The sequence below is a fragment of the Pseudarthrobacter sp. NS4 genome (genome assembly GCF_024758005.1).
Classification (GTDB): domain Bacteria; phylum Actinomycetota; class Actinomycetes; order Actinomycetales; family Micrococcaceae; genus Arthrobacter.
Genome location: NZ_CP103288.1, coordinates 2891098 through 2912389 on the forward strand (window position 1 = coordinate 2891098; position 21292 = coordinate 2912389).

Consider the following 21292-nt stretch of genomic DNA (forward strand, 5'->3'; position numbering starts at 1 on the left):
AGAGGAACTAGGCTTGCAGCCATGAATGTGTCCCACTCCCCTGTTCCCGCTGCTGCAGTTCCCGGTACCGATGCCTTTACGAATGCTGAAGGCACCTCCGGTTTGAAGGCTGCCCGCCTCTACCTCTGCACTGATGCACGCAGGGACCGCGGGGACTTCGCGGAGTTCGTGGATGCGGCGTTCGCCGGAGGCGTGGACATCATCCAGCTGCGCGACAAGACCATCGAGGCGGCCGAGGAGCTGGAGCTGCTGGCGGTCCTGAAGGAAGCCGCAAAACGCCACGGCAGGCTGTGGGCCGTAAATGACCGCGCTGATATCGCCGTGCTGTCCGGTGCACCGGTTTTCCATGTTGGCCAGAAGGACCTCCCCCTGGCCGCGGCCCGCACGCTGCTGAACGGCAACGCTGCCATCGGGCTTTCCAGCCATGCCCCCGGGCAGGTGGACGCTGCCCTCGCTGCCGCGGAAGGTCCGGCCGGGCTGGACTATTTCTGTGTGGGGCCGGTCTGGGCAACCCCGACCAAACCCGGCAGGGCCGCCGTCGGACTGGACCTGGTCAAGTACGTTGCGGCAGCCGGGGCCGGGAGCCAGGTGCCCTGGTTCGCGATCGGCGGCATCGACCACTCCAACGTGGACCAGGTGGTGGAGGCCGGGGCAGGCAGGATCGTGGTGGTGCGCGCCATCACGGAAGCCGACGACCCCGCTGCCGCCGCGGCAGCCCTCCTCGCCGCTTTGGACGGGACTACCTCCTAAGTCACATCTACAACACGGAGCAGCCGCAGGGACATAGATTCCATGCATAACCCGTGTTCTTCGGGCTAGGCTGATTTTCGTGTCACATCATCGGCTGGCTCCCAACATCCACGAGCACAACAACGCCCTCGAGGAAGCCCTGAGCGCGCTGCGGACCGAGCTGGAACTGCCTGGCCCGTATCCGGCAAAAGCGGTCCAGGACGCGGAAGCAGCTGTGGCCTCCCTGCAGCTGCCGGCCTATGACCTGACCGATGTCGGGTTCATCACCATCGATCCGGCGTCATCCACCGATTTGGACCAGGCCCTGTTCATCGAACGCGACGGCGACGGCTACCACGTGCTGTACGCCATCGCAGACGTGCCCTCCTTTGTGACGCCCGGCGGGCCCCTGGACGCCGAAACCCGGCGCCGGGGGCAGACGTTCTACGCCCCTGACGGCAGGATCCCGCTGCATCCGGAAATCATCAGCGAGGGGGCCGGGAGCCTGCTGCCGGAGCAGGACTGTTCCGCCTTCGTCTGGGACTTCCGCCTGGATGGGGACGCCGAAGTCACTGCCGTGACGGTGAGGCGGGCGCGAATTCGCAGCCGCGCCAAGCTCAGCTACAAGGGAGCGCAGGCCGAACTGGATTCGGGCAACGCGCCGCCCGTCCTGCAACTGCTCAAAGAGGTGGGCCTCAAACGCGTGGAGCAGGAACGCGCACGTGACGGAGCCAGCCTCAACATGCCGGACCAGGAGATTATCCAGCTTCCCGACGGCGGCTACCGGATCGCCGCCGCCCCGCAGCTTCCCGTGGAGGACTGGAACGCGCAAATCTCGCTCATGACGGGCATGGCCGCCGCCCAGCTCATGCTGGCCGGCAAAGTAGGAATCCTGCGCACCATGCCCGCCCCCGACGAACGCTCCCTGAACCACTTCCGGCTGCAGACAGAGGTGCTGGGCAAGCCATGGGACGGCGAAGTCAGCTATGGCGAATACCTGCGCACACTGGACCCCACAGATCCGCGCCAGCTTGCCATCATGCATTCCGCAGGAATGCTGTTCCGCGGGGCCGCCTACACCGCCTTCGACGGCACGGTCCCCGAAGACGCAGTGCAATCCGCCATCGGCGCCGCCTACGCCCACACCACCGCTCCGCTGCGCCGGCTGGTGGACCGCTTTGTGCTGGTAATCTGCGAGGCCCTGAGCAACGGCGGCCATGTACCCGCCTGGGCGCGCGAGGCGCTTCCATCGCTGCCCGAGATCATGGCGGGGTCGGACCAGCTGGCGTCGCGGATGGAGCGCATGGCGCTGGACACTGTGGAGGCGGCGCTGCTGGTGAACCACATCGGCCAGGAGTTCGAGGCAATCGTCATCTCCGGGTCCAAGCCGCAAAAGGACAACGGCAACGGCAGCAACGGGAAAAATGGAAACGGCAAGAACGGTAACGGCAACGGCGGCTCCGGAATCATCCAGGTGGCCGAGCCCGCAGTGACCGCCCGCTGCGCCGGTGAGCTGGCGTCCGGCACCAAGGTCCGCGTCCGCCTGGTTTCCTCGGATATTGCCACCCGTGAGGTCCACTTCGAACTGGTGGAGTAATCCGTCCGGCCGGCGCACCGCAGGGCGGGACAGGCCCGAAACCGGTAATCGGGCCCCGTACGGCTAGACTGGAGAAGTAGATATGGATGCCCGGTCGTTGATTTCCTTGATTTGAAACCAACAAGCCCGCCCCTACGCGATCTTGAGATTTGCCCGCTGGTCACCAGTGCCAGCATTTAGATAGCCCGCGATCGGCTTCCACTGGAATTGCTTGCGCGCCCGAGCGTGCTCCGGATCAGCCTTCCCGGCCGGCCCGTTGAGCAGGCAGCGCCATTGCCCAAATGAATAAGGAAACTCCCTGTGAGTGAATTGCATACCCACCAGCTTCTGACGGATGACACCGGCACCGAGACCATCGAGCCCGAAGAAACGATCATCTCGGACGAGAAGCCGCACGAGATCGTGGAAAAGTCCTTCGCTGACTACAACGTCCGCGAGGACATCGTGGAATCGCTGGCCGACGCCGGGATCACCCACCCCTTCCCAATCCAGGCCATGACCCTTCCGGTGGCCCTGTCCGGACACGACATCATCGGACAGGCCAAGACCGGCACGGGCAAGACCCTGGGCTTCGGCATCCCGGCGCTTCAACGCGTTGTTGGACAGGACGACCCCGGCTACGCGAAGCTGGCCGTCCCCGGCGCGCCGCAGGCCCTCGTCATTGTGCCCACGCGTGAACTGGCCGTGCAGGTGGCAAATGACCTGCAGACCGCGTCCCGCAAGCGCAATGCCCGCATCACCACCATCTACGGCGGCCGCGCCTACGAGCCGCAGGTGGAAGCCCTGAAGCAGGGGGTGGAGGTTGTGGTTGGCACCCCCGGCCGGCTGATCGACCTCTATAAGCAGAAGCACCTGAGCCTCAAGAACGTCAAGATCGTGGTGCTGGACGAGGCCGACGAGATGCTGGACCTCGGCTTCCTGCCCGACGTGGAGACCCTCATCGCCGGAACCCCGGCCGTCCGGCAGACCCTTCTGTTCTCGGCCACCATGCCCGGTCCCGTTATCGCCATGGCGCGCCGGTACATGACCCAGCCGACGCACATCCGCGCTGCTGACCCCGAGGACGAGGGCCTGACCAAGCGGGACATCCGCCAGCTGATCTACCGCGCCCACAGCATGGACAAGATCGAAGTAGTGGCCCGCATCCTCCAGGCCAGGGGCCGGGGACGCACCATCATCTTCACCAAGACAAAGCGCACCGCCGCGAAGGTGGCCGAGGAACTGGTGGACCGCGGCTTTGCGGCTGCCGCCATCCACGGCGACCTCGGCCAGGGCGCCCGCGAGCAGGCACTGCGGGCCTTCCGCAACAACAAGGTGGATGTCCTTGTGGCGACGGACGTTGCCGCCCGCGGCATCGACGTCGAGGACGTCACCCACGTCATCAACTACCAGTGCGTGGAAGACGAAAAGATCTACCTGCACCGCGTAGGCCGCACCGGCCGTGCCGGCAACAAGGGCACGGCCGTGACCTTCGTGGACTGGGATGACATGCCGCGCTGGGGACTGATCAACAAGGCCCTGGGACTCAGTGTGCCGGAGCCCGTAGAGACATATTCGTCCTCCCCGCACCTTTACGCGGACCTCGATATCCCCGAGGGCACCAAAGGCCGCCTGCCGCGTGACAAGCGCACGCTGGCCGGCGTTGACGCCGAGGTCCTCGAGGACCTGGGTGAAACCGGCAAGAAGAACAGCCGCACCCCCCGGAGCGGGGACGGGCGTGACCGCGACAGCCGTGGGCGTCCCGCCAAGAGCGGCGGACGTGAAAATGGCCGCGAAGGTGGCCGCGGCGGCGAGTCCGCGGGCCGCTCGTCAGGGGAGCGCCGCCGTCGTTCTTCCGACGCTGCCGCAGCCTCCGCACCGGCGAACGACGTTGCTGCCCCCGCAGCCGAGGGTGAACAGCCCTCACGCGCGCGCCGCACCCGCACCCGCACGCGCCGCCGCAACGGCGAAGTGGTGGCGGGCGCCGACAATGGCACGCAGCCTGGCAGCAGCGAGGGCTAACTGCCCCGATGACTGACACCGTCTGGGCGCCGGACGGCGGCAGTCTGGTGGTGCACGCGGACAACGCGGAGTACCTCCCGACGCTGCCGGACGGCGCCTTCACACTGATTTACGTGGATCCGCCCTTCAACACGGGCAGGCCGCAGCGGCGCCAGGAAACCCGGATGGTGGTCAACGCCGAGGGCAGCGGGGACCGGGTGGGCTTCAAGGGGCGCTCCTACGACACCATCAAGGGCGCCCTGCACCGCTACGACGACGCATTCAGCGACTACTGGTCCTTCCTGGAACCGCGGCTCGTGGAAGCCTGGCGCCTGCTGGCAGATGACGGCACACTGTACCTGCACCTCGACTACCGCGAGGTGCACTACGCCAAGGTGATGCTGGATGCCATTTTCGGCCGGGAGTGTTTCCTGAACGAGATCATCTGGGCCTATGACTACGGCGCCCGGGCCAAGAACCGTTGGCCTACCAAGCATGACAACATCCTGGTCTACGTCAAGAATCCCGCGAAGTACCACTTCGACAGCGCGGAGGTGGACAGGGAACCTTATATGGCTCCCGGCCTGGTGACCCCGGCCAAGCGGGAGCTGGGCAAGCTGCCGACGGACGTCTGGTGGCACACTATCGTCTCCCCCACCGGCAAGGAAAAAACCGGCTATCCCACGCAGAAGCCGGAGGGCCTGGTCCGCCGTGTGGTGGCCGCCTCAAGCCGGCCTGGAGACTGGTGCCTGGACTTCTTCGCCGGGTCCGGAACACTGGGCGCGGTGGCCGCCAAACTGGGCCGAAGGTTCGTCTGCGTGGACCAGAACCAGCCGGCTGTGGACATCATGGCCAAGCGGCTGGGTGCGCACGCCACCTTCGTCGCCCACCAACCAACCAGGTAGCGCAGTTTCCTAGGGGCGGACGACGGTGGTCCCGGTCCCCAATTCCTCAATGCGGGCCAGGACTTCCGGTGCCGTCAGGTTCTCCCCGAGCAGGTTGGGTTTGCCGGTGCCGTGGTAGTCGGAGGATCCGGTGATCAGCAGGTCGTGCTTTGCCGCGAGCCGCCGCAGGAAACCGCGCCCCTCTTCCGGGTTGTCGCGGTGGTCGATCTCCAGGCCTGCCAGACCGGCGTCGATCATCTCCCGGTAGGTGCGCTCCCCCACGATCCTGCCCCGGGCCGAGGCAACCGGATGGGCGAAGACCGGGACTCCCCCGGCGGCGCACACGAGTTCGACGGCGGTGGCCGGGTCCGGGGCATAGTGCTGGATGAAGTACCGTGACCGCGAGGTGAGGATGGAGGCGAACGCTTCCGAGCGGTCCTCCACCACGCCGGCAGCCACGAGGGCATCGGCGATGTGGGGGCGGCCAAGCGTGGCACCGGGAGCCACATGGTGGATGACGTCGTCCCAGGTCAGCGGATAGTCCTCCGCGAGGAGCGTGACCATCCGCTCGGCGCGGGTCAGCCGTGCGTCCTTGGCCTTGGTGATCTCTTCCAGCAGCCCGGCGTGCCCGGGGTCATGCAGGTAGCTGAGGAGGTGGACGCTGATGCCTTCTTCGGTCCGGCAGGAAACCTCCATTCCGGGCACCAGGGCAACCCCGTGCTCCCCGGCGGCAGCAGATGCTTCCACCCAGCCGTCCGTGGAGTCATGGTCGGTCAGGGCCACCACATCCAGTCCGGCCCGGGCAGCGGAAGCCATGACGTCGGCGGGTTTCTCCGTGCCGTCGGAGACATTGGAGTGGGCATGCAGGTCAATCCTCACGTATCCACACTAGTAGACCGCGCGTCCGCCCCGCCGGAAGTCCCGTTCGCATCGCCGCGATGCTGGTGAGACGATGGTCGCGTGAACGATGCCGAAAACACCCCGAACTCTGCTTCCCAGCCGCTGGAAGAGCGCGTCAACAACCGCTCGCAGCGGCCCAGTTCCGACGCTTTCAAGGCCTTTATGGCCAGCAACTGGGCGCCGGCAAACCAGGAACTTCCCGGCCGTGACGCCGTGGCCGGTTATGCCGCAACCCGGCGCAAGGCCATTTCGTCCCTGTTCAAAGGCGAACGCCTGGTCATCCCCGCCGGCCCGCTCAAGGTCCGCTCCAACGACTGCGACTACCGCTTCCGCCCCCACTCCGGCTTTGCGCACCTGACTGGCCTGGGCCTGGACCACGAGCCGGACGCCGTGCTGATCCTGGAGCCCGTTGAGGAAGGAAAGGGCGACGACGGCGGCCACCACCGCGGCACGCTCTACTTCCGTCCCCTGGCGGGCAGGGACACGGAGCAGTTCTATGCTGACTCGCGGTCCGGGGAGTTCTGGATCGGCCCCCGTCCCACCCTGGCCGAGTTCGAGGCCAGGCTGGGCCTGGCAACGGTGCACATCGACCAGCTGGAAACGGCCATCACCAAGAACGTCGGTGCCCCGGAGATCGGTGGTATCTCCATCCGCCTGGTGCGCAAGGTGGACGAGAACATCGACGCGCTGGTGGACACTGCGCGGTACAACACCGCAAAGGACCCGGACAACCTGGACCTGGGTGTCCTCGATGCCCTCGATGAAAAGCTCAGCGAGGCCCTCTCCGAGCTGCGCCTGCTCAAGGATGACTGGGAAATCGAGCAGATGAAGATCGCGGTGGCGGCCACCGTTGAAGGTTTCGAAGAGGTCGTGAAGGCGCTGCCCCGGGCACTGACCCATGCCCGGGGCGAGCGGGTGGTGGAAGGCGCATTCTTTGCCCGTGCACGCGAGGCGGGCAACGAACTGGGCTATGACACCATCGCGGCGTCCGGGAACAACGCCACGGTGCTGCACTGGACCCGTAACACCGGAAGGATCAAGGCCGGCGAACTCCTGCTGCTGGACGCCGGTGTCGAGGCTGATTCGCTCTACACGGCCGACATCACGCGCACCCTTCCGGCCAGCGGAGTTTTCAGTGACGTGCAGCGCAAGGTTTATGAAGCGGTACTGGAGGCGGCCGACGCCGGGTTTGCAGCTGCACAGCCCGGAACCCGGTTCCGCGACATCCATACGACGGCGACCACCGTTCTGGCCGAGCGGCTTGCCGAGTGGGGCCTCCTTCCGGTCAGTGTGGAGGAAGCCATCAGCCCTGAAGGCCAGCAGCACCGCCGCTGGATGCCGCACGGTACCAGCCATCACCTTGGACTGGACGTCCACGACTGTGCGCAGGCCAAGCGGGAGCTCTACCTGGACGGCATCCTGACCGAAGGCATGGTGTTCACCATTGAGCCTGGCCTTTACTTCAAGGAGGAGGACCTGGCGATCCCGGAGGAGTACCGCGGGATCGGCGTCCGGATCGAGGACGACATCCTGGTGACTGCCGACGGTCCCGTGAACCTGAGCGCCGCCCTGCCGCGGAAGGCGGAGGACGTGGAGGACTGGATGGCCGGCATCTACCGTGAGGCTGACGCCGCCGGCTAGCCCCGGCTGGAGAGCCCGAAGCAGACGAAAGCGGGACCACCGGAAGTGTCCGGTGGTCCCGCTTTCTTCTGCGTAAAACCGCTACTGCCGGGAATCGCCGGGGCGCTGCCGGCCGTCTGCGCCACGGTCCTCCTGCGGACCCTGTCCGTTATCACCGTGCTGCTGGTCTGCAGGCTGTGCAGGCTCGCCGGTGGGGCCCTGGGGCAGCCGGATGCCGTACTGGGGCCGGCCGTCCGGCAGGTCCGGGAAGCGGACCGTGCGTGCCGGTGCGGGCGCCGGCTCCTGGGGCGCGCCGCCGTCGTAATTCTGGCCGTCGTAAGGCTGTCCACCCTGCTGCTGGCCGCCGGCAGGATACCCGTTGTCCTGCACGGAAGACCCGGAGGACTGGCCGTAAGGATCATTCCACCCCGACGGGCGGGCCGGGCCCTGGCCCGGCTGCTGGAAGGGCTGGTTCTGGTAGTCACGCTGCGGGTAAGGGCCACTGCCTGCGGCAGCGTCGGAGCGGTTCATGGGCAACTGCTGCAGGAGGCGCCGCGCCTCGTGCGCCGCCTCGGGCGAGACCACGACGTCGTAGCTGGTGGCAACTACCTGGCTGGTGGAGGTGAAGTCCCGCTTTCCCCGCTGCATGGCGTAGGTGACGATGCCGAAGAGCATAAAGAACGCGGCGCCCATCAGCACGGAGGTGAGGATGGAGAAATACCCCGGCGACGGCGCGAAAAAGGACAGCAGGACACCGACGAACAAGCCGAACCACATACCGCTGAGCGCCCCGGAAAGAGCGACGCGGGGGTAGCTCAGGCGCCCCGTGACCCTCTCAACCATCTTCAGCTCGTTGCCCACGATGGAGACCATGTGCACCGGGAACTGCTGGTCTGCGAGGTAGTCCACCGCCTTCTGGGCATCCAGGTAAGAGGTGTAGGAGCCGACGGTGTCGCCGGTGGGAACGGCCCTGGCTTCGTCCATGCCGTTGGGGCCACCTGCCTTGGGAGCACCAAAAATGTTTGCCATACCCCCCATTGTTGCCCATCATGATGGACACTGACTGTGAATTCAGCTAAAAGAGAGCAGACTCGGTAGCCTGTAGGAGTGAGCACAACACCTACCCGCGTCTTCGTGGCGCGCCTTCTGGGCCTCGATGTCTTCGACCCGCTGGGCGACCGGCTGGGCCGGCTGCGCGATGTTGTTGTGCTGTCCCGCGGTACACAGGGCGCCCCGCACGTGGTGGGCATCGTGGTTGAAGTGCCGGGAAAGAAACGCGTTTTTGTTCCCATGACGCGCATTACCTCTATCGACCAGACGCAGATCATCTGCACGGGGCTGGTGAACCTGCGCCGTTTCGAGCAGCGGGGTGCGGAGACGCTGGTGGTGGCCGAAATGTTCGACCGCCGGGTGACGTTGCGTGACGGCAGCGGCGACGCCACCATCGAAGACATTGCCATGGACCAGAGCCGTTCCGGCGACTGGTTCGTCAGTAAGCTCTTCGTCCGGCGCGGACACTCATTGTCTCCGCTGAGCCGGTTGCGCCGCAACGAGACGCTGATCATCGACTGGGCCGACGCGCTGCAGGGACCGCGCACGGAACCGCAGGCAGCCACCCAGTTCGTGGCCAACCATGAGGACCTCAAGCCTGCCGACTTCGCCGAGGCCCTTCAGGAAATGAGCGACAAACGCCGTTTCGAGGTGGCCAGCGAGCTTCAGGATGAAAGGCTGGCCGACGTCCTCCAGGAGCTCCCCGAGGATGACCAGGTGGAAATCCTCTCCGCCCTGGATGTCCAGCGTGCCGCTGACGTGTTGGAAGAGATGGACCCGGACGACGCCGCCGACCTCCTCGGCGAGCTCCCCTCCGCCCAGGCGGAGGAACTGCTCCAGCTCATGGAGCCCGAGGGAGCTGAAGACGTCCGGCGCCTCCTGGAATATGACGAGGACACCGCTGGCGGCCTGATGACGCCGGTGCCCGTCATCCTCCCCCCGGAAGCAACCGTGGCTGAGGCCCTGGCACACGTCCGCCGTGAGGAACTGTCACCGGCGCTTGCCTCCTCCATCTTCATCGCCCGCCCGCCGCTGGAAACACCCACTGGACGCTTCCTGGGCGTGGTGCACATCCAGCAGCTCCTCCGGTTCCCCCCTTATGAGCCGCTGGGGAACCTTGTGGATAAGAACCTTGAGCCGTTGTCTGACCAGGCCCACATCAGCGAGGTGGCCCGGACCCTGGCAACGTACAACCTGAACTCCCTGCCCGTGGTCAATGGCACCGGCCGTCTTGTGGGGGCGGTGACTGTTGATGACGTCCTGGATCATCTGTTGCCGGACGATTGGCGCGCCCACGATGGCGAAGCCCCGATAAGAAAGCTCGGTGGCCGCATTGGCTGACAACGGCGCTCCAAAGAACCCCAACCAGAGGATCCCCGGCCGAGGTGCGGCGAAGGGCGGCAGCCTGGACACGCCACTGAGCGGCCGGCAGCGGATCCTGCCCAAGTTTTCCCCGGACCCGGACGCATTTGGCCATGCCACCGAAGGGTTTGCCCGCTTCATGGGTACGCCGCAATTCCTGGTGTACATGACGGTGTTCGTCGTGGTCTGGTTGGCGTGGAACACGTGGGCACCAATGGAGTGGCAGTTCGATTCCCGCGCCCTCGGCTACACCCTCCTGACGCTTATGCTCTCGCTGCAGGCGTCCTACGCCGCACCATTGCTGCTGCTGGCGCAGAACCGGCAGGATGACCGGGACCGCGTCTCGCTGCAGCAGGACCGCCAGCGCGCCGAACGCAACCTGTCCGACACCGAATACCTCACCCGGGAACTGGCTTCGCTGCGGATCGCGCTGCGTGAGGTGGCCACCCGCGACTACGTCCGGGCAGAGCTGCGTTCGCTGCTCGAGGACATGCTGGAGGCCCAGGAAGAGCTCCGCACGCATGATCCTTCCGGGCAGGGTCAACACGAGTCCCAGCGGGACAAGGTCAAGGAAAAACTCAAGGAACAGCGTGACCGGCAGCGGAATCCCCGGACGCAGCAGATTCCCAGGATCAAGCCCGGGCATTCCAGCCAGGACCGGTAAGCCCCGGATCGTGAACCCCAGACCGGTGAGCCCCTGACCGGTAAGCCCAGGACAGATAAGTTCAGGACACATCAATGAGCACACCCATCGTCAACTCCGCCCTGGTGGAGGCCGTCAACGCCGCCTTGGCCACGGTCATCGACCCTGAGCTGCGCCGCCCTATCACCGAACTGGGGATGGTGGAGTCAGTCAGCGTGTCCGGCGACGGCAGGGTCAGCCTGGCCGTGTTGCTTACTATCGCCGGCTGCCCGCTCAGGGAAACGATCACGTCGGATACCCGGAAGGCCCTCTTCGCCGTACCGGGCGTCACCGCCGTCGACGTAGACTTGAAGGTGATGAACCAGGCGCAGCGGGATGCCCTCAAGGAGAAGCTGCGCGGCGCCGGCGGGCAGCGCGGCATCCCGTTCAACCAGCCCGATTCGCTCACCAAAGTCTTTGCCGTAGCCAGCGGAAAGGGCGGTGTGGGAAAGTCCTCGGTAACCGTGAACCTGGCGTGCGCACTGGCCGCACAGGGTCTCCGGGTAGGGATCGTCGACGCCGACGTGTACGGCTTCTCCGTGCCGGCCCTGATGGGGATCACCCAGGCGCCGACCCGGGTGGATGACATGATCCTGCCGCCGGTCGCCTACGGGGTAAAGGTGATCTCCATCGGCATGTTCGTCAGCGGCAACCAGCCCGTGGCCTGGCGGGGCCCCATGCTGCACCGGGCCCTTGAACAATTCCTCACTGACGTGTACTTCGGGGACCTGGACGCGCTGTTCCTTGACCTTCCGCCGGGCACCGGTGACATTGCGATCTCAGTGGCCCAACTGCTGCCCAAGGCTGAAATCCTGGTGGTCACCACGCCGCAGACGGCAGCCGCGGACGTCGCCGAACGCGCAGGAGCAATTGCCACCCAGACGGGCCAGAAGGTGGCCGGTGTCATCGAGAACATGTCCTACCTGGAGATGCCCGACGGCGGCCGGATGGAGCTGTTCGGAAGCGGCGGCGGGGCGGTCCTCACCGAAAGACTGACGGCTGCTGTGGGGGCGGATGTTCCGTTGCTGGGACAGATCCCGTTGGATATCCGGCTCCGTGAGGGCGGCGACAATGGGGTTCCGATCGTGATCGGACAGCCTGGCACTCCCGCCGCTGCCTCACTTACAGGGATTGCATCCCGGCTGGCAGCAGTACCCCGCGGCCTGGCGGGCATGAAACTGGGCTTGCAGCCGCGCTGACACGGCCGGGCGACGCTCTGAGCTGTCGTGCCTGGGAAGCCGTGATCTGCAAGCTGTGGTCAGGTGGCTTCAGTGTCGAACGGAGCGGCCTCGCCCGGCGGCAAGGTCTGCACCGCGCGTTGGGGCCGCGATGGCCCCGGGTGTGAGGCCGCAACGGCTGCCGCGCCGGAAACAGCTGCGACTGCGGCAGGCGCACCTGCGCTGACAGGTTTGGGATCGTCGTCGAGGAGTGCTTCCTTGATGATGCGGCGGGGATCGTACTGACGGGGATCGTACTTCTTCCAGTCGACATCGTCGATGTCGATCCCCACTTCTTCCTTGATCTGCTCACGGGCGCCGGACGCCATGCGCCGGACTTCCTTCACCAGGTTCGCCAGCTTCTGGGTGTATTCGGGCAGCCGCTGGGGACCGATCACCAGAACGCCAATGATCAGCAGAAGAAAGAACTCCGGGCCGTTGATTCCAAACACTTTACGAAGATTACCCTTTCCGGGCTGCCAGTGACGATTCGCGGCCGGCGGGGGCGGAATCTAGCTGCCTCAGTGGCTGAAACGGGCCACGATGTTGTTGATTCCGCGCTGCAGCCGGGTACCCAGGGACTCTGCACGCGCTGCTTCCTTGGCCCCGCTGACCGCGGCCGCCACGCCTTCCCCTGCCTGGTTGCCCAAGCGCTGCAGGATCGGCACGGCGTCATCAGCACGCTCGGCAGGGAGGTTGGACTCATAGGTAAAGGTACGACCCGGTGTCCGGTACGTGACGGACCACGGCGAGGAGCCCAGCAGCTGCAGCGCGTTGGGATCCTGGCCGCCCACGTCCTTGGTGGTGGAGTGCTGCTCGATAACGGTCGCGTAGTGCGATCCGTCAGAGAGGCGAAGGGAAACCGCGGGCTGCCCGTCGATGACCACGGCTTTTGCCGACTCCAGGTGGAAGCCCATCGCTTCCAGTTCCGGGCAGGCCCAGCCCTCCGTTCGGAGCTTCCTGAGCTGCTCCGGGCTCAGCGCCCGGCCGTCCGCAGGTGTCTGCGAGGAGACCTGCGCCAGCGCGGCTGCTGTGTCAGCGCCCGTCCCGATGACTGGATCACCGGCCGCAGCAAAGGCACCAACAGCCAGTACGCCGGCGGCGGCCACAGTGCTGCCTGCCGTCATGGCCAGGACACGGACGGCTGTGCCCGCCGCCGCGGGCTGGTTGGCCGCCGGCTGGGACGCCGATGCCAGCTCGGAGGTGCGGGCCAGCAGCCGGGCGGTCAGGTCATCACTGGCGGGCGGGATGGGGGCTTCCCGGAGCCGCTCCAGGTACTGGCGTTCCCGGCGCACTGCGGAAGCGCACTCGGGGCAAATGGAAAGATGTCCGGGGGTTCGCTGATGCTTGCCGCCCAGGGGAAAACGGGACCTCATGCGCCGTTCAGAGGATGCCGGCGATGCGCGGCATGGACAGCTTGCGCCGTGACTGCTGCGGGCGCGGATCCCGGTGGGCCAGCTTCTCCCGAAGCATGGTCCGTCCACGGTGGATCCGTGAGCGGACAGTTCCCAGCTTGACGCCCAGGGCCTCCGCCACCTCGTCGTAGGACAGTCCCTCCAGGTCGCAGAGGACCACGGCGGCCCGGAAGTCCGGCGGGAGTTCCTCCAGGGCAGCCTGGACATCCAGGTCCAGGTTATTCAGCTCAAAGCTTTGTTCAGGGCCCGGCTCCCGCCCCGGCAGCCGCGATTCCGCATCCTCGGCAAGGGCATCGAACCGGATACGGGTCTTGCGCCGCGCCTGGTCCAGGAACAGGTTGGTGGTGATGCGGTGCAGCCAACCGTCCAGTGTGCCGGGCTTGAAGTTTTCGAGTGAGCGGAAGACGCGGACGAACACCTCCTGGGTGAGGTCCTCGGCGTCGTATTTGTTACCGGTCAGGCGGTAGGCCAGCCGGTACACCTTTGCCGAGTGGTTGGTCACCACTTCTTCCCAAGTAGGACGGACCCACTCAGCGTCGGGATTATTTGTTGCAGGGACAGGTGCCACAACTGAAGATGACATCGTCCACTCCCCTCGTGGAATTGCTAACGCCCGGATACTGTTGACATCTCTGATTCGGCGCCGATCACCTTTTGGATGAGCGGATAATAATCATTTCAAACTTGGCTGGGAATTTCCTGACCGCGGCGAAGTTCAGCCGTGGGCGCAACAGCCTGCCTCCGCTGCAGGTTCCCCCTGACACAGTAGGCTGTAGAAGACACTCCCCCTTCCGCCCAGAAAGCGAATATTCATGAGCGCCGACAAGTCCATCAGCTGGTCCTTTGCAGAAGATCTGCCCGCTGAGGATGAGGTCATGCTTCGGGCACGGGAGCGCTCATTCGAGCTTGGTGTGACTCCCATTGGACCGGGGGTAGGTGCCGTCCTCACGGTCCTTGCCGCCGCTTCCAAGGCGCAGACCGCCGTCGAGATCGGGACCGGCGCCGGGGTGTCGGGCGTATGCATCCTCCGCGGACTTGGCCCGCAGGCCGTCCTCACCACCATCGACGTCGACGTCGAACACCTCAAGGCTGCGCGTGAGGCTTTTTCGGAGGCCGGCAGCCCCGCAAACCGCACCCGCACCATTTCCGGCCGTGCGGGCGATGTCCTGCCGCGGCTCACCGATGCTGCCTATGACCTGGTGTTCATCGATGCCGACAAGCCCGGCCTGCCCGGCTACGTGGAGCAGGCCATCCGGCTCCTGAAGCGGGCCGGCGTGCTGATTATCAACGACGCGCTGGACAAGGACAAAGTGGCAAACCCGGCTGGCCGTGAGGCCACCACCGTGGTCCTCCGCCAGGTTGGCAAGTCCATCCGTGACGACGACAGGCTCGCTTCGGCCATGCTTCCCACCGGAGACGGCCTGCTGGTGGCCGTCAAGAAATAGCGTGGGGCAATAAAGAGGACTGCAAAAACGAAAGGACAGGATCCACAGCCGCAGGCCGCGGATCCTGTCCCGCACGATTATTCGGTAACGCCTACGAGGCATTCCCTGAGGTTCGCTGCCTCGGCAGCGTTCAGTTCGACCACAAGACGCCCGCCGCCTTCGAGCGGGACGCGCATGATCAGGCTGCGGCCCTCCTTGGTGACTTCCATTGGGCCGTCGCCGGTGCGTGGTTTCATCGCCGCCATGAGGAATTCCCCTCCAATTTGTCCCAGGACTGATCAGCCCGGGCGGGCTGTGTCCGCATGTCGATCAAGCCGCTATGGCGGCGGTACTTTACCCCGCCAAGGCTGCGCGTATTCTGAATGCTTTTTGTCCTTGCTTACTTATCATTATCGCGGAATTACCCGTACGTAGCTAATCGATGGACATTTCCGGCGGGCCGGTATTCCTGTTTTGACCTGCGCGGAAGTTCCAAAAACTACGGCGGGTAATCGCCGCCGCCGGGCAATTGCGCCCAGGCCCACAACCACACGATCCACACGATCTGCAGCAGCAGGAACATGGTCACCACCGTGCCCCGGTACGCCTTGGACCGGGACACCAGCACCGCCCCCAGCGCCAGCGGAAACAGCGGCAGCAGCATGCGGAAGGTACTGGTCTGCGGGTGCAGGAACACCACCAGGTACCCCATGTAGCAGGCGCACCACAGGCGGAGTTCGACGCCGATCCGCACCACGGGCGGAAGGAACAGCATCAGCCCGAAGAGGGCCACAAAGATGAATGGCGCCAGCACTCCCAGCACTGGGCCGAAGAGGTCGACACCCGTATCGAACCAGGGCTTGAACGGCACCAGGTCCTGACCCCGCCACACCGTTTCGGTCTTTGTATAGGCCTGGAAGTCACCGGTCGCGGCCCACGCCGCAGCCGGCCAGGCCAGGGCGGAAACGCCCGCGACGGCGGTGAGGCCGGCCAGCGCCGCAAGGTCGCCTACGGTGAGGTTTCCCCCTGTCCGGCCGGTGATTCCGCTGCTGCGGAAGCGCTCCAGCAAACGGTGGACCAGGATGAGCCCGAGCATGGCTGCGAAGGGAACACCCACAGGACGTGACAGGCACAGGAGCACCACCACCGGCATTGCCCACAGGTATTGCCGGCGGACCACCAGCAGCAGGGCCACCGCCAGGAGCAGGAGCGACAGCGACTCGGCGTAGGGCACCTGGAGTACTGCCGACACCGGGAAGGTGGCAAAAAAGGCAACTCCCCACAGTGCCGGGGCGTGCGGCACCTTGTGCCGAAAGAGGGCATAGACCACCAGCGCTGCTCCCCAACCGGCCAGCATCGCAATGACGGTGAGAGAGGCGGCCGGATTCAGTCCCGTGAGGCTGCTGAGCCCGCCCGCCAGCGCCGGGAACAGCGGGTAGAAGGCCCAGGCATTCTCCTGGACGTTGCCGGCGTCGTCCGTGGGGAGGACTGACGGGTAACCGTTGGCGATGACCCGGCCATACCAGCGGGCATCCCAGATGTTGATGAAATTCCAGTAATCGGGCTTAGGCGGGAACCAGGGGTTAGGGCCCTGGTGGAGGGCGGCAGCCATGAAGATGCAGGCGCTGGCCAGCCTCGCTCCAACGTAGATAGCCGAGACCTGCACCCACCAGGGCCAGCTGCGGATAGCTGAGGCGGCCTGCCCGGCCAAAGCCTGCGCGGTTGAGGCGAGGCTGCTTCGGCGCCGAGCCACGGTACTCACTGGCTGCCCTTCCCGGGCAGCGCATTCCCGCCGTCGCCCACCTCGGCGCGTTCGCCGTCGGAGTCCCCGCCGGGACTGCCTCCACCCGGTTCCTCAAAGGCCAGCAGCCGGGCGCGCAGCTCCTCCACTTCCTGCCGCCTGGCAGCCAGCTGGTCCCTCAGCACATCAAGGACCTGATCCACCTGGTCCATCCGGTAGCCGCGCAGGCCCAGGGAGAAGCGCACGCGGTCCACGTCCTCCGGAGCAGCGTTTGCCGGAAGCAGTACCGGGGGGAGGTTGGCCGGCGGCTGCTCGAAGCCGCCGTCAAGCAGGGCGGGCAGCGGGCGGTGGCCCGACCGCCGGGGACGCCGCCCAAGGCTTGCCCAGAGAACCGCCCCGACCAGCACGATGGCGAGGAAAACCAGAAAAAAGCTCACGGTTCCATCGTGCCAGACCGGGCGGTGATGCTACTCCGGCCGCTGCTCGCCGTTCAGGGACGGCGTGACAGCCGCGTGGAGCACGCGGTCCACGGCTTCGGCAGGATCATCAACGACCTGGATGAGGTCCAGGTCCTTTTCGGAGACCATGCCTTCAGCCACCAGCGTTCCCCTGATCCAGTCGATCATGGGTCCCCAGAAGTCGACGCCGAGCAGCACGATCGGGAACGACGTCACCTTCCGGGTCTGCACCAGCACCATCGCCTCGAACAACTCATCGAGCGTGCCCAGCCCCCCGGGGAGCACGATAAACCCCTGGGCGTACTTCACGAACATGGTTTTGCGGGCGAAGAAGTATCGGAAGTTTATGCCCAGGTCCACCCACTGGTTGAGCCCTTGTTCGAAGGGAAGCTCGATGCCAAGGCCAACGGACACGCCGTTGCCCTCGACGGTGCCACGGTTGGCTGCCTCCATCGAGCCGGGCCCGCCGCCGGTAATGACCGCGACACCGGCTTCCGCCAGTTTCCGCCCCACCTCGACGCCCATTTCGTAGTAGGGGCTGCCGGGTTTGGTGCGGGCAGAACCAAAGACACTGACGGCCTTGCCGATGTCCGCGAGCGCGCCGAAACCCTCGACAAACTCGCTTTGGATCCTCAGTACGCGCCACGGATCGGTATGGACAAACTGTCCCGGGCCTTTGGTGTCAAGCAGATGCTGGTCGGACATTTCCACGGCTGCCTGTTTGCGGCGCAGTTCAAGGGGCCCCTTACGGCGCGGCTGGGAGTTTTTGGCCGGATCTGCATTGATGCTCATTCCCCTAGGCTAACCTCCCGCGGCAGGTATCTCTTGAATCACGATCCGCGGGAAGTTGGGGTGATTCCCGTCATAGGGACCCGTTGTTCGCTAGATTCTTCCTATGACTACTCATGTGCCCGGCGATGCCCTCGTCTCCCTGAACGCCGTCAATAAACATTACGGCCAGCTGCACGTTTTGAAGGACATCAATCTGCAGGTCCGCAAGGGCGAGGTTGTTGTGGTCATCGGGCCTTCCGGCTCCGGTAAGTCCACCTTGTGCCGCGCCATTAACCGCCTTGAAACCATCGAAGGCGGCACCATCAGCATCGATGGGAAGGTCCTCCCCGAAGAAGGCAAGCAACTGGCACAGCTCCGGGCCGACGTCGGAATGGTCTTCCAGTCATTCAACCTCTTTGCGCATAAAACCATCCTGGAAAACGTCACGCTCGGCCCCATCAAGGTCAAGGGTGTCGCCAAGTCCACCGCTGATAAGGACGCCATGGCGCTGCTCGAACGGGTAGGCGTTGGACACCAGGCGCCCAAGCTGCCGGCACAACTCTCAGGCGGCCAGCAGCAGCGTGTGGCGATTGCCCGTGCCCTGGCCATGAAGCCAAAGGTCATGCTGTTCGATGAGCCCACCTCGGCCCTCGACCCCGAAATGATCAACGAAGTCCTGGACGTCATGATCCAGCTCGCCAAGGAAGGCATGACCATGATCGTGGTCACGCACGAGATGGGCTTCGCCCGCAAGGCTGCAGACCGTGTTGTCTTTATGGACGGCGGCCAGATCGTCGAGGACTCCTCTCCGGAGGAGTTCTTCACGAATCCCAAGAGTGACCGCGCCAAGGATTTCCTCTCCAAGCTCCTCACCCACTGAGTTATCCCGAACAAACACACTCCAGTTCGCACCCAGGCCGTGACCCGCGGCCATCAATGAAAGGAATGTCATGAAGGCATTTATGACCCGGCGGAAGTCATTCTTCGTGGCGGCTACCGCTGCCCTCGCCCTGTCCCTGAGCGCCTGCGGCGGCGGCGGAACCGACGCCGGCAGCGATCCCACGGTTGCTGCCGAGCCCACGTTCGCCGCCGGCACCACCATGGAACAGCTCGCCTCGGCCGGCACCATCAGGATCGGCACGAAGTTTGACCAGCCGCTGTTCGGCCAGGTGGGCCTTGACGGCAAGCCCGTTGGCTTCGACGTGGAGATCGGCAAGCTTATTGCTGCTGAGCTGGGCATCCCTGCTGACAAGATCGAATGGTCCGAAACGGTCTCCGCCAACCGCGAACCGTTCATCGAACAGGGCAAGGTTGACCTGGTCATCGCCACGTACACCATTAACGACAAGCGCAAGCAGGTTGTTGATTTTGCTGGCCCTTACTACGAGGCCGGCCAGGCGCTGATGGTCAACAAGGACAATGACACCATCAAGGGCCCGGAGGACGTCAGGGGCAAGAAGGTGTGCTCGGTCACCGGTTCAACTCCTGCCGCCACCATCGTGGAAGAGTACGGAGCGGAGCTCGTTCCTGCGGCAACCTACTCGGCATGCCTGGAGCCGCTGCGCAACAAGCAGGTCGAAGCCGTTACCACTGACAACGTGATCCTCGCCGGCTTTGTGGACAAGGAGCCGGATGCCTTCAAGCTCGCTTCCGACGAAACCTTCACGAAGGAGCCGTACGGCATCGGCCTGAAGAAGGGTGACACCGAGTTCCGCAACTGGATCAACGACCAGCTGGAGAAGTTCGAAGAGAACGGGTCCTACGAGAAGGCCTGGGAAGCTACTGCAGGTTCAGTCATCAAGACTGCACCTGAGCTGCCCGAGCTTGACCGTTACTAAGTAAACAGAGTTGCCGGGGCCGGTCCGCCGGCCCCGGCATATTCTGTCTTCACAGCCGCGCCCACATCCAAAGGATCCTATGGACGTCATTCTTGAGAACCTCCCACTTTATTGGGATGGCTTTCTCCGCACACTTTTCCTCTCCGTCGTTTCCGGGATCATCGCCCTCGTTCTGGGCACCCTGCTTGCGGCAGCCAGGGTTTCCCCGGTCGCAGCCCTTCGGGGCTTCAGCATGGTCTACGTGGAAATTCTCCGGAACACTCCGCTCACCATTGCCTTCTTCTTCGCCGCAATTGTCCTCCCCCGGCTCGGCGTAACATTCGAGCAGTTTGAGGTCGCGGCAATTATCGCCCTCAGTACTTACACCGCAGCGTTCATCGCAGAAGCTGTCCGCTCAGGTGTCAACAGCGTCCCGGTGGGCCAGGCCGAAGCCGCCCGCAGTATCGGCATGAACTTCGGGCAGGTCCTGAACCTCATCATCCTGCCCCAGGCCCTGCGGACGGTGGTTCCGCCACTGATCAACATCCTGATCGCACTGGTGAAGAACTCGTCTGTTGCCGGTGCCTTCTTTGTCCTCGAACTGTTCGGCCACGGCCGTCAGCTGGCCAATGCCAACGGTGACGCCGTCATGGCTGTCCTGCTGGGCGTTGCGTTCTTCTATCTGCTCCTCACCGTTCCGCTGGGCATCCTGGCCAGCACGGTGGAACGAAAGGTGGCGATTGCCCGATGACTTCAGTCCTTTACGACGTTCCCGGCCCAAAGGCCCGCCGCATCTCCTTGATAGGTTCGATTGCAGGTTCCCTGCTGATCCTGGGCCTGCTCGCCTGGATCGTCATGACACTCGCCCAGCAGGGCATATTCGAAGGCCGCCGCTGGCAGATCTTCACCCGCGCCGACGTGTGGACCCTCCTGGGCAACGGACTGGGCGCAACGCTCAGCGCCGCCGCACTGGCTGCTGTCATCGCATTCCCGCTGGGACTGTTGCTTTCTCTGCTGCGCATTTCGGATGTTGCGTTCATTCGGGTCCCCACCCGGGTGTTGCTGGAATTCCTTCGCGGCATGCCCGTGGTCCTGATGATGCTGTTCATCCTCCTGGGCTTCGGCACCTCGCCGTTCATCGCCGTCGTCACCGGCCTGGTGCTCTATAACTCAGCGGTGTTCGCGGAGATCATCCGCGCAGGCATCCAGTCGCTTCCGAAGGGCCAGCGTGAAGCTGGCCTGGCCATCGGCCTGACCAGCTTCAAGTCGCGCATGCTCATCGAACTTCCCCAGGCAGTCCGCCGCATGATGCCATCCCTGGTGGCCCAGATGGTGGTGCTCCTCAAGGACACCTCGCTCGGCTACATCGTGGCGTACGGCGAGCTGCTGCGTGCGGTCCAGGTGATGGCAGACTTCCTGGGTACCCAGTTCCTGTTCCCCATCTTCTTCGTTGCCGCCGCAATCTACATCGCCATCAACATTCTGGTTTCCAGGCTTGCGGTGTGGATCGAGCGCCGCGGATCCAAAAAGGCTGCCGGAGGGGTGGCCAAGGCCGAACCCGAAAAAGCCGAAGCCCCGGTTCCCTAACAGTTCCAAACGCTATGGCCCGGACCATCAGGTCCGGGCCATTGCCGTTTAACCAGGA

The 21292-nt window shown here is 64.9% G+C and carries 22 protein-coding genes; 13 read left to right on the forward strand and 9 right to left on the reverse strand.

Annotation, left to right across the window (positions count from 1 at the left end; genetic code table 11):
- The first annotated feature begins 21 nt into the window (after window positions 1-21).
- From thiE to NXY83_RS13590, 4 genes are all read left to right on the forward strand, one after another.
- Window positions 22-750, forward strand: a complete 729-nt coding sequence (gene thiE, locus NXY83_RS13575) for a thiamine phosphate synthase (RefSeq protein WP_258802733.1) — start codon at window positions 22-24, stop codon at window positions 748-750.
- Window positions 751-829: 79 nt separating this feature from the next.
- A complete protein-coding gene (locus tag NXY83_RS13580; RefSeq protein ID WP_258802734.1) occupies window positions 830-2326 on the forward strand; it encodes an RNB domain-containing ribonuclease in 1497 nt (498 codons plus the stop codon).
- Between the two features lie 300 nt (window positions 2327-2626).
- Window positions 2627-4327, forward strand: a complete 1701-nt coding sequence (locus tag NXY83_RS13585; RefSeq protein WP_258802735.1) for a DEAD/DEAH box helicase — start codon at window positions 2627-2629, stop codon at window positions 4325-4327.
- An 8-nt stretch (window positions 4328-4335) separates the two neighbouring features.
- The gene (locus tag NXY83_RS13590) at window positions 4336-5211 is read left to right on the forward strand and encodes a DNA-methyltransferase (protein ID WP_258802736.1); all 876 of its coding nucleotides are present in this window, start codon (window positions 4336-4338) and stop codon (window positions 5209-5211) included.
- Window positions 5212-5220: 9 nt separating this feature from the next.
- Here NXY83_RS13590 and NXY83_RS13595 read toward each other — a convergent pair whose 3' ends face one another.
- Window positions 5221-6069, reverse strand: coding sequence for a PHP domain-containing protein (locus tag NXY83_RS13595; RefSeq protein WP_258802737.1), 849 nt, complete (start codon window positions 6067-6069; stop codon window positions 5221-5223).
- An 81-nt stretch (window positions 6070-6150) separates the two neighbouring features.
- On the opposite strand from NXY83_RS13595, the gene NXY83_RS13600 reads away from it, so the two are divergent.
- Complete coding sequence (locus NXY83_RS13600; protein WP_258802738.1) at window positions 6151-7731, forward strand: aminopeptidase P family protein; 1581 nt, start codon at window positions 6151-6153, stop codon at window positions 7729-7731.
- 81 nt (window positions 7732-7812) lie between these two features.
- On the opposite strand, the gene NXY83_RS13605 is transcribed toward NXY83_RS13600, so the two are convergent.
- The gene (locus NXY83_RS13605) at window positions 7813-8739 is read right to left on the reverse strand and encodes a general stress protein (protein ID WP_258802739.1); all 927 of its coding nucleotides are present in this window, start codon (window positions 8737-8739) and stop codon (window positions 7813-7815) included.
- Window positions 8740-8817: 78 nt separating this feature from the next.
- On the opposite strand from NXY83_RS13605, the gene NXY83_RS13610 reads away from it, so the two are divergent.
- The 3 genes from NXY83_RS13610 (at window position 8818) to NXY83_RS13620 (ending at window position 12003) form a co-directional block, all read left to right on the forward strand.
- Window positions 8818-10101 (forward strand): magnesium transporter MgtE N-terminal domain-containing protein, encoded by a 1284-nt coding sequence (locus NXY83_RS13610; RefSeq protein WP_258802740.1) that lies wholly within the window; start codon window positions 8818-8820, stop codon window positions 10099-10101.
- Window positions 10085-10786, forward strand: a complete 702-nt coding sequence (locus tag NXY83_RS13615; RefSeq protein WP_258802741.1) for a DUF1003 domain-containing protein — start codon at window positions 10085-10087, stop codon at window positions 10784-10786. The genes NXY83_RS13610 and NXY83_RS13615 overlap by 17 nt, the downstream gene beginning before the upstream one ends.
- Window positions 10787-10860: 74 nt before the next feature.
- Window positions 10861-12003, forward strand: coding sequence for an Mrp/NBP35 family ATP-binding protein (locus NXY83_RS13620; RefSeq protein ID WP_258802742.1), 1143 nt, complete (start codon window positions 10861-10863; stop codon window positions 12001-12003).
- 59 nt (window positions 12004-12062) lie between these two features.
- On the opposite strand, the gene NXY83_RS13625 is transcribed toward NXY83_RS13620, so the two are convergent.
- The 3 genes from NXY83_RS13625 to sigE form a co-directional block, all read right to left on the reverse strand.
- Entirely contained in the window at window positions 12063-12473 is a 411-nt protein-coding gene (locus NXY83_RS13625) for a Sec-independent protein translocase TatB (protein ID WP_258802743.1), read from the reverse strand.
- 69 nt (window positions 12474-12542) lie between these two features.
- Window positions 12543-13316 carry an anti-sigma factor gene (locus NXY83_RS13630; RefSeq protein WP_258802744.1) on the reverse strand — a complete coding sequence of 258 codons (774 nt, stop codon included), beginning with the start codon at window positions 13314-13316 and terminating at the stop codon, window positions 12543-12545.
- An 88-nt stretch (window positions 13317-13404) separates the two neighbouring features.
- Complete coding sequence (gene sigE, locus NXY83_RS13635; protein ID WP_258802745.1) at window positions 13405-14019, reverse strand: RNA polymerase sigma factor SigE; 615 nt, start codon at window positions 14017-14019, stop codon at window positions 13405-13407.
- 229 nt (window positions 14020-14248) lie between these two features.
- Between sigE and NXY83_RS13640 the strand changes: the two genes are divergently transcribed.
- A complete protein-coding gene (locus NXY83_RS13640; RefSeq protein ID WP_258802746.1) occupies window positions 14249-14881 on the forward strand; it encodes an O-methyltransferase in 633 nt (210 codons plus the stop codon).
- A gap of 77 nt (window positions 14882-14958) precedes the next feature.
- Here the strand turns inward: NXY83_RS13640 and NXY83_RS13645 are convergent, their stop codons facing one another.
- From NXY83_RS13645 to NXY83_RS13660, 4 genes are all read right to left on the reverse strand, one after another.
- On the reverse strand, window positions 14959-15126 hold the full coding sequence (locus tag NXY83_RS13645; RefSeq protein WP_083435355.1) for a DUF3117 domain-containing protein: 168 nt from the start codon (window positions 15124-15126) through the stop codon (window positions 14959-14961).
- A 233-nt stretch (window positions 15127-15359) separates the two neighbouring features.
- Window positions 15360-16622 (reverse strand): hypothetical protein, encoded by a 1263-nt coding sequence (locus tag NXY83_RS13650; RefSeq protein WP_258802747.1) that lies wholly within the window; start codon window positions 16620-16622, stop codon window positions 15360-15362.
- Window positions 16619-17038 carry a DivIVA domain-containing protein gene (locus tag NXY83_RS13655; protein WP_258802748.1) on the reverse strand — a complete coding sequence of 140 codons (420 nt, stop codon included), beginning with the start codon at window positions 17036-17038 and terminating at the stop codon, window positions 16619-16621. The genes NXY83_RS13650 and NXY83_RS13655 overlap by 4 nt, the downstream gene beginning before the upstream one ends.
- A gap of 30 nt (window positions 17039-17068) precedes the next feature.
- A complete protein-coding gene (locus NXY83_RS13660; RefSeq protein WP_258802749.1) occupies window positions 17069-17851 on the reverse strand; it encodes a TIGR00730 family Rossman fold protein in 783 nt (260 codons plus the stop codon).
- A gap of 103 nt (window positions 17852-17954) precedes the next feature.
- Here NXY83_RS13660 and NXY83_RS13665 point away from each other — a divergent pair, with 103 nt between their 5' ends.
- From NXY83_RS13665 to NXY83_RS13680, 4 genes are all read left to right on the forward strand, one after another.
- The gene (locus tag NXY83_RS13665) at window positions 17955-18710 is read left to right on the forward strand and encodes an amino acid ABC transporter ATP-binding protein (protein ID WP_258802750.1); all 756 of its coding nucleotides are present in this window, start codon (window positions 17955-17957) and stop codon (window positions 18708-18710) included.
- Window positions 18711-18780: 70 nt separating this feature from the next.
- A complete protein-coding gene (locus NXY83_RS13670) occupies window positions 18781-19668 on the forward strand; it encodes a glutamate ABC transporter substrate-binding protein (RefSeq protein WP_258802751.1) in 888 nt (295 codons plus the stop codon).
- Window positions 19669-19747: 79 nt separating this feature from the next.
- Complete coding sequence (locus tag NXY83_RS13675) at window positions 19748-20398, forward strand: amino acid ABC transporter permease (protein ID WP_258802752.1); 651 nt, start codon at window positions 19748-19750, stop codon at window positions 20396-20398.
- Window positions 20395-21234 (forward strand): amino acid ABC transporter permease, encoded by an 840-nt coding sequence (locus tag NXY83_RS13680; protein ID WP_258802753.1) that lies wholly within the window; start codon window positions 20395-20397, stop codon window positions 21232-21234. Before NXY83_RS13675 ends, NXY83_RS13680 begins: the two co-directional genes overlap by 4 nt.
- The last annotated feature ends 58 nt before the right edge of the window (window positions 21235-21292 follow it).